Annotated in this window: 13 protein-coding genes and 1 pseudogene; 9 read left to right on the top strand and 5 right to left on the bottom strand. The window is 68.1% G+C overall.

From position 1 onward, the window contains the following. The first annotated feature begins 7 nt into the window (after positions 1-7). Complete coding sequence (locus ACTJLF_RS21590) at positions 8-625, top strand: 5-formyltetrahydrofolate cyclo-ligase (protein WP_019654577.1); 618 nt, start codon at positions 8-10, stop codon at positions 623-625. 170 nt (positions 626-795) lie between these two features. On the opposite strand, the gene ACTJLF_RS21585 is transcribed toward ACTJLF_RS21590, so the two are convergent. Next, positions 796-1,779: a LysR substrate-binding domain-containing protein gene (locus tag ACTJLF_RS21585; protein ID WP_019654576.1), complete on the bottom strand. Its 984-nt coding sequence runs from the start codon at positions 1,777-1,779 to the stop codon at positions 796-798. 170 nt (positions 1,780-1,949) lie between these two features. Between ACTJLF_RS21585 and ACTJLF_RS21580 the strand changes: the two genes are divergently transcribed. After that, entirely contained in the window at positions 1,950-2,267 is a 318-nt protein-coding gene (locus tag ACTJLF_RS21580; protein ID WP_019654575.1) for a DUF2917 domain-containing protein, read from the top strand. A gap of 120 nt (positions 2,268-2,387) precedes the next feature. On the opposite strand, the gene ACTJLF_RS21575 is transcribed toward ACTJLF_RS21580, so the two are convergent. Continuing rightward, positions 2,388-2,795 (bottom strand): BLUF domain-containing protein, encoded by a 408-nt coding sequence (locus ACTJLF_RS21575; RefSeq protein WP_019654574.1) that lies wholly within the window; start codon positions 2,793-2,795, stop codon positions 2,388-2,390. Between the two features lie 92 nt (positions 2,796-2,887). Between ACTJLF_RS21575 and ACTJLF_RS21570 the strand changes: the two genes are divergently transcribed. Continuing rightward, entirely contained in the window at positions 2,888-3,658 is a 771-nt protein-coding gene (locus tag ACTJLF_RS21570) for a Crp/Fnr family transcriptional regulator (protein ID WP_026346365.1), read from the top strand. A 34-nt stretch (positions 3,659-3,692) separates the two neighbouring features. On the opposite strand, the gene ACTJLF_RS21565 is transcribed toward ACTJLF_RS21570, so the two are convergent. After that, complete coding sequence (locus tag ACTJLF_RS21565; protein WP_019654572.1) at positions 3,693-4,547, bottom strand: DUF6279 family lipoprotein; 855 nt, start codon at positions 4,545-4,547, stop codon at positions 3,693-3,695. A 49-nt stretch (positions 4,548-4,596) separates the two neighbouring features. On the opposite strand from ACTJLF_RS21565, the gene glmU reads away from it, so the two are divergent. Then, positions 4,597-6,033, top strand: a complete 1,437-nt coding sequence (gene glmU / locus ACTJLF_RS21560; protein WP_440883900.1) for a bifunctional UDP-N-acetylglucosamine diphosphorylase/glucosamine-1-phosphate N-acetyltransferase GlmU — start codon at positions 4,597-4,599, stop codon at positions 6,031-6,033. 114 nt (positions 6,034-6,147) lie between these two features. Here glmU and ACTJLF_RS21555 read toward each other — a convergent pair whose 3' ends face one another. Beyond that, positions 6,148-6,630: an Lrp/AsnC family transcriptional regulator gene (locus tag ACTJLF_RS21555; RefSeq protein ID WP_019654570.1), complete on the bottom strand. Its 483-nt coding sequence runs from the start codon at positions 6,628-6,630 to the stop codon at positions 6,148-6,150. Between the two features lie 138 nt (positions 6,631-6,768). On the opposite strand from ACTJLF_RS21555, the gene glmS reads away from it, so the two are divergent. Together glmS and ACTJLF_RS21545 are read left to right on the top strand one after the other, a co-directional pair. Next, the gene (glmS, locus tag ACTJLF_RS21550) at positions 6,769-8,649 is read left to right on the top strand and encodes a glutamine--fructose-6-phosphate transaminase (isomerizing) (protein WP_440883899.1); all 1,881 of its coding nucleotides are present in this window, start codon (positions 6,769-6,771) and stop codon (positions 8,647-8,649) included. 294 nt (positions 8,650-8,943) lie between these two features. Continuing rightward, positions 8,944-9,399 (top strand): carboxymuconolactone decarboxylase family protein, encoded by a 456-nt coding sequence (locus ACTJLF_RS21545; RefSeq protein ID WP_132796742.1) that lies wholly within the window; start codon positions 8,944-8,946, stop codon positions 9,397-9,399. Between the two features lie 45 nt (positions 9,400-9,444). On the opposite strand, the gene ACTJLF_RS21540 is transcribed toward ACTJLF_RS21545, so the two are convergent. Beyond that, the gene (locus ACTJLF_RS21540; protein WP_019654567.1) at positions 9,445-10,383 is read right to left on the bottom strand and encodes a LysR family transcriptional regulator; all 939 of its coding nucleotides are present in this window, start codon (positions 10,381-10,383) and stop codon (positions 9,445-9,447) included. Positions 10,384-10,534: 151 nt separating this feature from the next. On the opposite strand from ACTJLF_RS21540, the gene ACTJLF_RS21535 reads away from it, so the two are divergent. The 3 genes and pseudogenes from ACTJLF_RS21535 to katG all read left to right on the top strand — a co-directional run bounded on the left by ACTJLF_RS21535 (position 10,535) and on the right by katG (position 13,890). Further along, positions 10,535-11,269 (top strand): SDR family NAD(P)-dependent oxidoreductase, encoded by a 735-nt coding sequence (locus ACTJLF_RS21535; protein ID WP_440883898.1) that lies wholly within the window; start codon positions 10,535-10,537, stop codon positions 11,267-11,269. A gap of 36 nt (positions 11,270-11,305) precedes the next feature. Next, positions 11,306-11,554: pseudogene (locus tag ACTJLF_RS21530) on the top strand (tautomerase family protein); the annotation flags it as partial. A gap of 137 nt (positions 11,555-11,691) precedes the next feature. Further along, entirely contained in the window at positions 11,692-13,890 is a 2,199-nt protein-coding gene (katG, locus tag ACTJLF_RS21525; RefSeq protein WP_132752273.1) for a catalase/peroxidase HPI, read from the top strand. Positions 13,891-13,918 lie beyond the last annotated feature (28 nt).

Genomic DNA, 13,918 nt, shown 5'->3' with positions numbered 1-13,918 from the left:
GGGGATTATGGACAAGTCAAAGGGTGCCGACACCTCGGCAACGGCGAGTTTTCTTAAGGAACAGTTGAGGAAGGCCCTCATCGAGCAACGTCTGGCGATGCCCGACCGGCTGACACGCGCCGACCTTTTGCAGCGCGTGATGCGGATCTGGCTCGTGGGCCGGCCCGACACAGTGATCGGCGCCTACTGGCCGATCAAGGGCGAGTTCGATCCGCTGCCCGCACTGCACCGCTGGAAGGAAGACGGCGAGCTCATGGAGGAGCCGCAGCGCCGCCGCATCGGACTGCCGGTGATCGACAAAGTTCACAAGACCCTGACCTTCCACGCCTGGTACCCGGGCTGCCAGATGGAGGAAGACGCCTACGGCATCCCCAAGCCCAAGGACACCGAGCTGATCGTGCCCACGCTGCTGTTCGTGCCCTGCGTGGGCTACAGCGCGGGCGGCTACCGGCTGGGCTACGGCGGGGGCTTCTACGACCGTACGCTGGCCGCGCTGGAGCCGCGGCCCTTCACGGTGGGGCTGGGCTTCACCAACGGCTTCATCGAGGACTTCGAGCCCGAGGCGCACGACCTGCCGCTGGACGCCATCCTCAACGACAACGGCGTGGTCTGGCCCGTGGCTTGACTCTCCCCCAGGCTGCGCGCACTTCGTGTCGCGCACTGGGCTCTCCCCCAGTCTTCGCGCACTTCGTGTCGCTTCGCCAACCCCCTTCCGGGGGCAACACCTGCGGCCCGGCGGAGCCGGTTCCGCGGTGTTCCTGGAAGAAGCTGCCAGGCTGTTCTTCCTTTTGAGGCTCAGTCGATGTTGTCGACGGTGTCCGGGTCGGGCACCTCGCCGATGGTCTCGCGCGTGGTCACGGCCTGCAGCTGGAGCCAGTCGCAGAAGGCCTTGATCTCCGGGCGCTGCATGCTGCGCGGGCCGGCGATCAGCCAGTAGGACATCGGCGAATCCATGCGGTGCTGCGGCAGCACCTCGACCAGGTCGCCGTTGGCCAGGCTCTCGGCGATCAGCGAGCTGCGCGCCAGGGTCACGCCTTGGCCGGTGAGGGCGGCCTGCACCATCTGGTAGGCGTAGTTGAAATAGAGCCAGCGCTTGGGCTGGGCGCGCTCCAGCCCGTTCACCTCGAACCAGCGGCGCCAGGTCAGCCACTCGAGGTGGGTGCGGTGGGCGTCGCCGGCCTCGATCAGGGTGAACCGGGTCATGTCTTCCGGCGTCCTGATGGGCGGGCTGCTCTTGAGCAGCCAGGGGCTGGCCACCGGCGTGAGCGTCTCGCCGAACAGGCGCACCGCGCTCGGCGGCATGGCGTCGCGCGGGCCGTAGCGCAGGGCGATGTCCACGTCGGCCACGTCGAGGTCGACCGCCACGTCGCTGGCGTCGATGCGGATGTCGATCTCGGGGTTGTCGCGCTGGAAGGCCTCCAGCCGCGGGATCAGCCACATCGAGGCGAACGACGCGAAAGTGGTCAGCGACACGCTCTGCCGTCCTGCGCTCTGGCGGATCTGGCGCACGGCCGTGTCGATGCGCGGCAGCGACTGCTGTACCGCCAGCAGCAGCAGGGCGCCGGCGCTGGTGAGCTCCACGGCGCGGGTATGGCGCAGGAACAGGGCCACGCCCACTTCCTCTTCCAGCGACTGGATCTGGCGGCTCACCGCCGACTGGGTCAGCGCCATCTCCTCGGCGGCGGCGCGGAAGTTCAGGTGGCGGGCCACCGCCTCGAAGGCTCGCAGGTGCCCGGCGGAGATCGGGCGGGAGCGCAGATGGGTCTGGGAATGTTGCATGGGTGTGAATCGAGGGCGGGTCGCGGCCAGTCAATTGATGCGAAACCAGCATCAGTAGGCTAACTCGTTTTCATTGGACCGCCAACGCGGGAGAAACGATCATTCATTCCCGAACTGCGCCATTGCCTCTTTCTGTCAAGCGCGTCGGCAAAGCCCCAAGGAGTTACACCATGTCCACCGCCGTCTGCACCACCGAATCGCTCTCGCCCCTCTCCGTCCCGGCCCGCGCCGCCACCGTCCCCCCGGCAGTCCGCCGCGGTGCATGGCAGATCGCTCCCGGCGAGGCGATGAGCCTGAAGGCGCGGGCGGCCAGCATCCTGCGCGTGAAGCAGGGCCGCGTGTGGATCACGCCCGATGCGACGCTCGCCAATCCCAGCGAAGACCTGGTGCTCGCACCCGGCGAATCGCTGATGGTGGCTGCGGGCCAGCGCATCGTGATGGAGGCGTGGGATGGCTACGGAGCCACCTACAGCTGGGACAACGCCTGATCGTTCCCAGTCCTCCAGGTGCTGAAAAAGGCGGCTTCGGCCGCCTTTTCCTTTTTCGGGAGCTGTTTGGGGTGCTTTTGGGGCTACCTCGGGCGACGCCCGGGCGGTTTCCCCGCCGCTTCAGCCGTTGATGTCGAAGCTCGGCACCAGCGCCAGGAAGTGGCGCAGCGCCGCTTCCCCCTGGAGCGCGTGCACGCCAGCCATCAGGTGGGGTCCCTCGCATTCGGCCAGCCCCATGCCGAAGCCGCTGTACCTGCGCACCGACAGCGGTGCCTCGTAGACCACCTTGACGTCGACGTGCCGCGGGTCCTCCTTGATCCGTTTCATCAGCTCGTCCACGGCATCGGCCGGGCCTTCGAGGTGCTGGCAGAAGCGCATGCCGTCGAACACCAGCAAGCCGGTGATGTTGTGCCGTGCATTCTGGGCGCGGGCACGCGAGACGATCTGACCCACCGTCTGCGGAGGCAGGCTCTGGGTGAGCATGCTGCAGTAGAGAATCTCGTGGAGGGGCGTTGCGTCTGCGGTCATGCGATCGGAGTTGAAGGGGGCCGTCGAGTGTAGGCGGCACGGGCAAGCCCGCGAAATGTCAAAAGACACAGGCCAGGCGCCTATAGTGAAGCGTGAAATACGAGGACTACCCTGCCGCCGCGGCCCCTCCGGGGGGTGCGAACCCTTGCGATCGATGCGGGTTGCGACGCCTCGAGGCGTTCCTGCCCTGCTCGCCGGAAGAGTTGAAGACCATCCAGTCCTTCCGCGTGGGAGCCCGGCGCGTGGCGGCCGGCGGCTCGATCATCGAGGAGCACCGGCGCAGCCCGCAGCTGTTCACCATCTATGCCGGCTGGGCGTTCCGCTACAAGACGCTGAGCGACGGCCGGCGGCAGATCCTGAGCTTCCTGCTGCCCGGCGACTTCCTGGGCCTTCAGGACGAGTTTGCCGACGGCCACACGCACGGCGTCGCGGCGGTGACCGACGTCACGCTGTGCGCCTTCTCGCGCGACCGCCTCTGGGAACTGTTCCACGCCCAGCCCAAGCTCGGCTACGACATCACCTGGCTGGCCGCGCGTGAAGAGAAGATGGTCGACGACAACCTCGTCTCCACCGGCCGGCGCAACGCCAGCGAGCGGGTGGCGATGCTGCTGATGCATCTCTTCCGCCGGGCCCAGCGCGTGGGCATGGAGCGCGACGGCTGGATCGAGTTTCCGTTCAACCAGCAGCACATCGCCGACGCGCTGGGGCTTTCGCTGGTGCACACCAACAAGACGCTGCGGCGGCTGCAGCGCCTGGGGCTCTACAAGATCGACGCCGGCTGGCTGCGCATCATGGAGCCGCATGCCCTCGAGGCGCTGGGCGACTACTTCGAGCGGCCGATGCGGCCCACGCCGCTGATCTGAGCGGGCACTTCCCGATCGCGGCACCCCGGCGCGCTCAGCGCGCCGCCACCAGTTCGCGCAGGTCGTCCTGGTAGGCCTGCAGCCGCCGCACCGCCTGTGCGCGCTGGCTGGCGCTGGTGCCGTTGTGCATGGCCGCGGTGTTGCGGCAGCCTTCCTGCAGAAGGGCCTGCTGTTGGTCGCGCCAGGGGCCCGGCGGCGGCTCGGCGATGCGCTGGATGTAGTCGTGCAGCGCCGCGCGGGCCTGTGACGGCGAAGGCCTGGCGGCGACGAAGCCGCGCAGCAGCCTGAGCGCTTCCTGCTGCCGCTTGCGGCGCTCGGCGTCCGCCAGCTTCGGGTCGAACACCGACTGCGCGACCTGCTGCTTCAGGAGCTCGCGCTGCTCGGCGCTCAGGCGGCCGTAGAAATCCTCGGTGCGGTCGAGGAACTGGTCGTAGCGCTTCTCCTGCACCTGCTCGGGCGTGCGGTCCAGCCAGTCCTTGCGGTACTGGGCGTTGTTCTTGGCGTACTTGCGCTCCAGCTGCTGCAGCTGCGCCTCGGTCAGGCTCAGCGCCAGTTCGGTGCCGGCGGGCTCGGCACGCTCGGTCACGGCCAGCAGGCGCTCGCGGATGCGGTCTGCCATCGCGCAGACCTGCTCCGGTGTGACTTCGCCCGGGGCCATGGCCTGTGCATCCTTCAGCAGCGAGGCCAGGCGCGGCAGCTCGTTCTGCCGGTGCCACGCCAGCAGCCGGGAGAGCTCGTCGCGCACCTTCGGGGTCTGGGTGCCGTCGAAATCGAGGTACTCGTCGAGCCACCAGTAGCTCACCGTCGGCAGGTTGTTGTAGGCCAGCTGGATCGCGCTGCAGGCGCCCAGGGCGGCCGCCACGAGCAGCACGCCGATAATTCGGGGCACCGCAGAGATTGCCGAGCAAGTCGCGCAACGAATCCTGGAAAAGAAACGCATGAATCAGCCTCCGCAACAGAACAACGACCAAGGACCGATCGACGTCGTCATCATGGCCGCCGGCAAGGGTACCCGCATGAAGAGCCGGCTGCCGAAAGTGCTGCACCGGCTGGGCGGCCGGGCCCTGCTGGCGCACGTGGCGGGCACGGCTGCGCGCATCGGGGCGCGCGACGTGGTGGTGGTCACCGGCCACGGCGCGGACCAGGTCGAGGCCGCCATGGCCGGCGGCGTGGGCAATGCCGCCGTGCGCTTCGCGCGCCAGGAGCCGCAGCTGGGCACCGGCCACGCGGTGCAGCAGGCCGCGCCGCTGCTGTCGGATGACGGCACGGTGGTCGTGCTCTCGGGGGACGTGCCGCTCATCGGCGAGGAAACCCTGCGCGCGCTCGTCGCGGCCAGCGCCGGCGGCAAGCTGGCGCTGCTGACCATCGAGTTCGACGACCCCACGGGCTACGGCCGGGTCATCCGTGCGGCCGACAACGGCGAGGTGCGGGGCGACGTGCAGGCCGTGGTCGAGCACAAGGACGCCACCGAGGCCCAGCGCGCGGTGCGTGAGATATACAGCGGGGTGATGGCCGTGCCGGCACGCCTGCTCAAGGGCTGGCTCGGCCGCCTGGACAACGACAACGCCCAGGGCGAGTACTACCTGACCGACGTGGTCAAGCTCGCTGCCGCCGACGGCGTGCCCGTGGTCGCGCACGTCACCGTCGACGCGCTTCAGGTGGCCGGCATCAACAGCCCTGCCCAGCTGGCGGCGCTGGAGCGCGCATGGCAGCTGCGCCAGGCCAGCGCGCTGATGGAGCAGGGCGTGCGCCTGGCGGACCCGTCGCGCTTCGACCTGCGCGGCACGCTCGAATGCGCGGGCGACGTGGAGATCGACGTCAACTGCGTGTTCGAGGGCGCGGTGTCGCTGGGCGAGGGCGTGCGCATCGGCGCCAACTGCGTGATCGCCAATGCGCGCATCGAGGCCGGCGCTGTGATCCACCCCTTCACCCACATCGAGGGCGAGAAGGCCGGCGTCACCGTCGGCGCGGGCTCGCTGATCGGCCCCTTCGCACGCCTGCGCCCCGGCGCGCAGCTGGGCGCGGAGGTGCACATCGGCAACTTCGTGGAAGTGAAGAACTCCACCCTGGCTGCCGGCGCCAAGGCCAACCACCTGGCCTACCTGGGCGACGCCACCGTGGGCGAGCGCGTGAACTACGGCGCGGGCAGCATCACCGCCAATTACGACGGTGCCAACAAGCACCGCACCGTGATCGGCGACGACGTGCACGTGGGCAGCAACTGCGTACTGGTGGCGCCCGTCACCATCGGCGCGGGCGGCACCATCGGCGGCGGCTCGACCATCAACAAGTCAACCGAGCCGGGCGCGCTGACCGTGGCGCGCAGCAAGGCGGTGAGCTTCCCGAACTGGAAGCGCCCGCAAAAGAAGAAATAGGCTCGCCCCCAGGCTGCGCGCACTTCGTGTCGCTGCGCCAACCCCCTTCCGGGGCCAACGCCTGCGGCCCGGCAAAGCCGGTTCCGCGGTGTTCGCGAAGGGGCATGAGGACTTTCACCCCAGCGGCATCCGGGGCTCGAACTTCGCGCGCTTCAGGCTGAAGAAGGCCTTGACGTTGCGCACGTTCGCATCGGCCGTGAACAGGCGCTGCGTGAGCGCGGCGTAGTCCGGCATGTCGCGCGCCGCCACCACCAGCACGAAGTCGGGGCCGGGTGACACGCGCCAGCACTGCTGCACCGCGTCGTCGGCGATCACGCGCGCCTCGAAGGCATCGAGCGAGGCGGCGTCCTGCCGGTCGAGCGAGATCTCGATCACCGCCTGCAGGCCGTGGCCCAGCACCGCGGCGAGCCGGTCGGGCGACAGGAGCGCGACCTGGCGTTCGATCAGGCCGATGTCGCGCAGCCGCTGCACGCGGCGCAGGCAGGTGGGCGGGGAGATGCCCACGTCGGCGGCCAGGCGCTGGTTGGTCTGGGAGGCGTCGCGCTGCAGGGCGTCGAGCAGGCGCAGGTCGGTTGAATCCAGAGAGATTGATTCCATATTCAATGAAATTATGAAATAAAACTCCAATCGACAGAAATGAAGAAATAAAAGTCCGAAATCGAATGAATTTCGAATGCATATTTCTTTCGTGCCTTCCTACCATCGAGCCTCTTCTCCATTCAAAGGCAGCTCACCATGTGCGGCATCGTCGGGGCAGCGTCCCATCGCAACATCGTTCCGGTCCTCGTGCAGGGCCTCCAGCGGCTCGAGTACCGCGGCTATGACTCCTGCGGCGTCGCGGTGCATGCCGGCGGCCTGACGCGGGCCCGCACCACCTCGCGCGTGGCCGACCTCGTGGCGCAGGTGCGCGACGACAAGGTCGAGGGCCTCACCGGCATCGCCCACACGCGCTGGGCCACGCACGGCGCGCCGGCGGTGCACAACGCGCATCCGCACTTCAGCCACGGCCCGGGCGCCGACGCGCAGGCCGCGCGGCCCGGCCGTATCGCGCTGGTGCACAACGGCATCATCGAGAATCACGAGACGCTGCGCGCAGCGCTCGAGGCCAAGGGCTACGTGTTCGAGAGCCAGACCGACACCGAGGTCATCGCCCACCTCGTCGACAGCCTCTACGACGGCGACCTGTTCGAGGCCGTGAAGGCCGCGGTGCTGCAGTTGCACGGCGCCTACGCCATCGCCGTGATCTGCCGCGACGAGCCGCAGCGCGTGGTCGGCGCGCGCGCGGGTTCGCCGCTGATCCTCGGTGCGGGCAAGGACGGCGCCGAGAACTTCCTCGCCAGCGACGCGATGGCACTGGCGGGCGTCACCGACCAGATCATCTACCTGGAAGAGGGCGACGTGGTCGACGTGCAGCCCGGCAAGTACTGGATCGTCGACAGGAACCACAAGCCCGTCACCCGCCAGGTGCGCACCGTGCTCGCGCACAGTGGCGCCGCCGAACTCGGCCCCTACCGCCACTACATGCAGAAGGAAATCTTCGAGCAGCCGCGCGCCATCGGCGACACGCTCGAGGGCGTGGAAGGCATCGTGCCGGAGCTGTTCGACGGCATCGGCCAGGACGGCGCCACCGGCGCGAGCGCGCACCGCGTGTTCCAGGACATCGACAAGATCCTCATCCTTGCGTGCGGCACCAGCTACTACAGCGGATGCACCGCCAAGTACTGGCTCGAAGGCATCGCGAAGATCTCCACGCAGGTCGAGATCGCGAGCGAATACCGCTACCGCGAGTCGGTGCCCGACCCGAAGACGCTGGTCGTCACCATCAGCCAGTCGGGCGAGACGGCCGATACGCTGGCCGCGCTCAAGCACGCTCGCTCGCTGGGCATGGAGCAGACGCTGACCATCTGCAACGTCGCCACCAGCGCGATGGTGCGCGAGTGCAAGCTGGCGTACATCACGCGTGCCGGCGTGGAAATCGGCGTGGCGTCGACCAAGGCATTCACCACGCAACTCGCGGGACTCTTCCTGCTCACGCTCGCCATCGCCCAGGCCAAGGGCAGGTTGAGCGATGCCGACGAGGCACGCTACCTGAAGGAGATGCGCCACCTGCCGGTCGCGCTGCAGTCGGTGCTCGCGCTGGAGCCGCAGATCATCGGCTGGGCGGAAGACTTCGCTCGCAAGGACAACGCGCTCTTCCTCGGCCGCGGGCTGCACTACCCGATCGCCCTCGAAGGCGCGCTCAAGCTCAAGGAAGTGACCTACATCCACGCCGAGGCCTACGCCGCCGGCGAACTCAAGCACGGCCCGCTAGCGCTCGTCACGAGCGAGATGCCCGTGGTGGCCGTGGCCCCCAACGACGCGCTGCTCGAGAAGCTCAAGAGCAACCTGCAGGAAGTGCGCGCCCGCGGCGGCGTGCTCTACGTGCTGGCCGACGGCGACACCAGGATCAAGAGCGGCGAGGGCCTGCACGTGATCCGCATGCCCGAGCACTACGGCGCCCTCTCGCCGATCCTGCACGTGGTGCCGCTGCAGCTGCTGTCGTACCACACCGCATGCGCGAGGGGCACCGACGTCGACAAGCCGCGCAATCTGGCGAAGAGCGTGACGGTGGAGTGAGCTGAGCGAGCGGCAGCGCATCATCGATCGATCGAGCGAGCGCCAGCGCATCATCGATCGATCGAGCGAGCGCCAGCGCATCATCGATCGAGCGAGCGCCTGGACGGCGCGGATGCCTCTGATCAATGCGCAGTCCCGTCGGGCGGGTCGTCCCCCCACGCCTCGACGCGCGGATGTCCCGGCGTTCAGGCGAGTTTTGCTGGACTTGTCACAACGGCCTGCGCTCGACCGTCTGGCAGTTGATGGACCGGCATGGTGCCGGCTCCTCAGCTTCTCTGAAAGGACGGTGAAAACATGAAACGCGCCAACTGGTTTGCTGTTTCTCCCGAGGGTGCCAAGGCCGTTGGCGGTCTGCATCACTTCGTCACGACAGGCACCGCGCTGCCGCCCAGGCTGATCCACCTGGTGTTCCTGCGAGTCTCCCAGATCAACGGTTGTGCCTACTGCATCGACATCCACACGCGCGATCTCATCAAGGAGGGCATGTCCGTCGATACGGTCGTGCTAGTGCCGGTGTGGCATGAGGTGCCCCGCCTGTTCTCGGATCAGGAGCGCGCTGCGCTCGCCTGGGCCGAGGAAGTGACCCGGGTCAGCGAAACGCATGCCTCCGAGGAGGCCTACGCGGCAGCGGCGGCGGCTTTCTCGGAGAAGGACCTGGTCGATCTCACGCTGACCATCGCCGCCATGAATGCCATGAACAGGATGGGCGTGAGCTTTCGCCTGAAGCCGCGCGCCATCGCCGACGCCTGAGACGGCGAGCCCTTCCCGCTGCTGCGGCTGTCTCGGAGATAGTTTTCAAGATACGGCTTCCGTCTGCGGCGGCGGCGCCGAGCCGCGCTCCACCAAGAATTCCACGAACGCCCGCACGCGCGAAGGCAGCAGCCGTGCATGCGGATAGATCAGGCTCACCGGACGTGAGCGCCCTGCATAGGGCTGCAGAACCTCGACCAGGTCGCCGCGTGCCAGGTCTTTCTCGACGACGAAGCCGTAGGTCTGGAACAGCCCGGCGCCGGCGCGGGCCAGCGTCACGCCCGCGAGCACGTCTTCGGCGCAGCTGTAGTTGCCGCCGGAGAGCATCTCCTTCTCGCGGCCTTCGTCCATGAACAGCCAGGGAATTTGCCGGCCGCTGCTGGGCAGGTCGAACTGGATGCACTCGTGGTGCACAAGATCGTCCAGCGTTTGCGGCTGTCCCGCGCGCAGAAGGTAGCCGGGGCTGGCGACCACCACGAGCTTCGCGTCTTCGAGGTGGCGCGCCACCATCGTCGAATCCGGCTGGGCGCGAAAGCGGATCGCGATGTCGAAGTTTTCCTCGTGCAGGTCGATGTTGCGGTTGCTGATGTGCGCCTCGACCTTGATCAGCGGGTAGCGCGCGCGGAACTCTGGCAGCAGCGGTAGCAGCCGGTGATGGCCGTAGGTGGTGGGTGCGCTGATGCGCAGCGTGCCCGAAGGCTGCACGTGCTCGCCGGTGAGCTTGTGCTCGGCCTCCGCCAGCTGGTGCAGGGCGGTGCGGCACTGCTCGAAGTATTCCCGGCCGCCTTCGGTGAGGCGGATGCTGCGCGTGGATCGCACGAACAGGCGCACGCCCAGGCGCTTTTCCAGTCGCGCGATGGAGCGGCTCACTGCGGCGGGCGTGACGCCCGCCGCGTTGGCCGCGGCCGTGAAGCTGCCGGCTTCCGCCGCCAGGCAGAACAGCTCGATGCTGCCCAGGAGAACGTCGTCGAATTGGCGCTGCATATTGATTACATAGCGTATCAAGACAAGTGTAGTTGCGTGTGTTTATTGCTTTTCAGGTCATCAATAAAGTTCTGTCCAACCGGTGGCGAAACGCGGATTCCGCACCGGCCATTCGAACTTTTCCTAAAACCGAACCTGATCGAGGACCACCATGAGCAAGTCTGAAAACACCGTCGTCATCACCGGAGCCACCAGCGGCATCGGCCTGGGCCTGGCAGAGGCCTTCCTGCGCGAGGGCTACAACGTCGTAGGCACCGGCCGCACCGAACAGCGCCTGCAGGCCGCGGCCGAAAAGCTGAACGCGGGCGTGCGCTTCCTCGGCGTGGCGGGCGACGTCGGCCGGTCCGAATCTGCGCGCGAGCTGTTCGCGCAGGCCATCGCGCGCTACGGCCATGTCGACGTGCTGGTGAACAACGCCGGCATCTTCACCGCCAAGCCTTTCGTGCAGTTCACGCCGCAGGAGATCGAAGAGAACATCGCGACCAACCTGAAGGGCGTGCTCTACGCGTCGCAGGAAGCGGCGAAGCACATGAGCGAGCGGCGCGCCGGCAGGATCATCAACATCACCGCCGCGATCGCGATGCAGCCCCACAGCGGCGTGCCGGCGCTGCTGGCGGTGGCGCTCAAGGGCGGCGTCAACGAGGCCACGCGCGCGCTGGCGCTCGAGCTCGCGCCGTACGGCGTGACGGTCAATGCGGTGGCGCCCGGCGTGGTCGACACGCCCATGCACAGCGCCGACAACCACGCGGCGCTCGCGGGGCTGCATCCGCTGGGCCGCATCGGTACCACGCGCGACATCGACGAGGCCGTGCTCTACCTCGCGCGCGCCGGCTTCGTGACCGGCGCCGTGCTGCCGGTGGACGGCGGCTTCAGCGCCGGGCGCTGAGCGCCGAGCGGCGAAGAGACAAGGAAATACAGACAAGGAGATCAGGCCATGCCATTCGTCAGCATCCGCATCACCCGCGAGGGCAACACCGCCGAGCAGAAGGCGCAGGTCATCCGCGAGGTCACCGACACGCTCGAACGCGTGCTGCACAAGCCGCCCGAGTGGACGCACATCGTCATCGAGGAGGTCGACACCGACAACTGGGGCTTTGGCGGGCACACGACCACCGCAGTCCGCCAGGGGTTGGCCGCCGTGCCCGGCTCCCGGGCGAAGACGGACGGGTAGACCTTCATCGGGGGAGGGTAGTGGGGCATAGCCCTTCGCTATTCACCCAATGAACCCAATTTGGTTGATGGATGAGCCCGGCATACCTAGACTGAGCCGGCTCCACCCCGAGCACCCGACAACCAAAGGAGAACCCCTTGTCCGATGAAGCCAAATGCCCGTTCCCGGGCCATGCAACCACCGGCACCGCCCGCCGCGCCGCGGCGAACACCGACTGGTGGCCCAACCAGCTCAACCTGAAGCTGCTGCACCAGCACTCCGCCAAGTCCAACCCGATGGGCGAGGACTTCGACTACGCCAAGGAGTTCGCGACCCTCGACCTCGACGCGGTCGTCAAGGACCTCCACGCGCTGATGACCGATTCGCAGGACTGGTGGCCCGCCGACTACGGCCACTACGGTCCGCTCTTCATCCGCATGGCCTGGCACTCGGCCGGCACCTACCGCACCTTCGACGGCCGCGGCGGCGGCGGTGCGGGCGCGCAGCGCTTCGCGCCGCTCAACAGCTGGCCCGACAACGGCAACCTCGACAAGGCGCGCCGCCTGCTGTGGCCGATCAAGCAGAAGTACGGCCGCAAGCTCTCGTGGGCCGACCTGATGATCCTCACCGGCAACGTCGCGCTGGAGTCCATGGGATTCAAGACCTTCGGCTTCGCCGGCGGCCGCCCCGACATCTGGGAGCCGGAAGACGACGTCAACTGGGGTGCCGAGACCAAGTGGCTGGGCGACGAGCGCTACAGCGGCGACCGCGAGCTCGCCAACCCGCTGGCTGCCGTGCAGATGGGCCTGATCTACGTGAACCCCGAAGGCCCCAACGGCAACCCCGATCCGCTGAAGTCGGCCCGCGACATCCGCGAGACCTTCGCGCGCATGGCGATGAACGACGAGGAGACCGTGGCGCTCACCGCCGGCGGCCACACCTTCGGCAAGGCGCACGGCGCGGGCGATCCGTCCAAGGTGGGTGCCGAGCCCGAGGGCGCCGGCATCGAGGAGATGGGCCTGGGCTGGCGCAACGCCTTCGAGAGCGGCATCGGCGTGCACGCCACCACCAGCGGCATCGAAGGCGCCTGGACGCCCACACCCACCAAGTGGGACAACAGCTACTTCGAGACCCTCTTCGGCTACGAATGGGAGCTCACGAAGAGCCCGGCCGGCGCGCACCAGTGGAAGCCCAAGGGCGACACCGGCGCCAACACCGTGCCCGACGCGCACGACCCGTCGCGCCGCCACGCCCCGATGATGACCACCGCCGACATGGCGATGCGCGTGGACCCGGCCTACGAGAAGATCTCGCGCCGCTACATGGCCAACCCGCAGGAGTTCGCCGACGCCTTCGCCCGCGCCTGGTTCAAGCTCACGCACCGCGACATGGGCCCGCGCGCCCGCTACCTCGGCAAGCTGGTGCCGAAGGAAGAGCTGATCTGGCAGGACCCGATCCCCGCCGTCGACCATCCGCTGGTCGATGACAAGGACACCGCCGCGCTCAAGGCCAAGGTGCTGGCCTCGGGCCTGGGCATCGGCGAGCTGGTGCGCACCGCATGGGCCTCGGCCTCCACCTTCCGCGGCAGCGACAAGCGCGGCGGCGCCAACGGTGCGCGCATCCGCCTCGCGCCGCAGAAGGACTGGGAAGTCAACCAGCCGGCAGAGCTGTCGAAGGTGCTGTCGGTGCTCGAAGGCATCCAGAAGGAGTTCAACGCAGCGCAGTCCGGCGGCAAGAAGATCTCGCTGGCCGACCTGATCGTGCTGGCGGGCAACGCGGGCGTCGAGGCGGCCGCGAAGAAGGCCGGCCAGGACGTGACCGTGCCCTTCTCGCCGGGACGCATGGACGCTTCGCAGGAGCAGACCGACGTCGAATCCTTCGCCGTGCTGGAGCCTCTGGCCGACGGGTTCCGCAACTACCTGCGCAAGGGCACCAACCCCGCGGCCACCGCCGACCTGCTGCTCGACAAGGCGCAGCTGCTGCGGCTGAGCGCGCCCGAGATGACGGTGCTCGTCGGCGGCCTGCGCGTGCTGGGCGCCAACTACGGCCAATCGCCCAACGGCGTCTTCACCAAGCGGCCCGAGACGCTGAGCAACGACTTCTTCGTGAACCTGCTCGACATGCGCACCGGCTGGAAGAAGCCGGCCGCCGACGTCGACCTGCTCGAAGGGCGCGACCGCACCAGCGGCGAGGTGAAGTGGACCGCCACCACCGCCGACCTGGTGTTCGGCTCGAACTCGCAGCTGCGCGCGATCGCCGAGGTCTACGGCGCCGGCGACGCGCAGCAGGTGTTCGTGCGCGACTTCGTGGCCGCCTGGGCCAAGGTGATGGACCTCGATCGCTTCGACCTGAAGTGATCGGCTGGGCACGGCGGCCGGCTGCGGC

The sequence above is a fragment of the Variovorax sp. 22077 genome, from assembly GCF_052044195.1.
Taxonomy (GTDB): Bacteria; Pseudomonadota; Gammaproteobacteria; order Burkholderiales; family Burkholderiaceae_C; genus Variovorax; species Variovorax atrisoli.
This window is presented reverse-complemented; position numbering and strand designations above follow the sequence as displayed.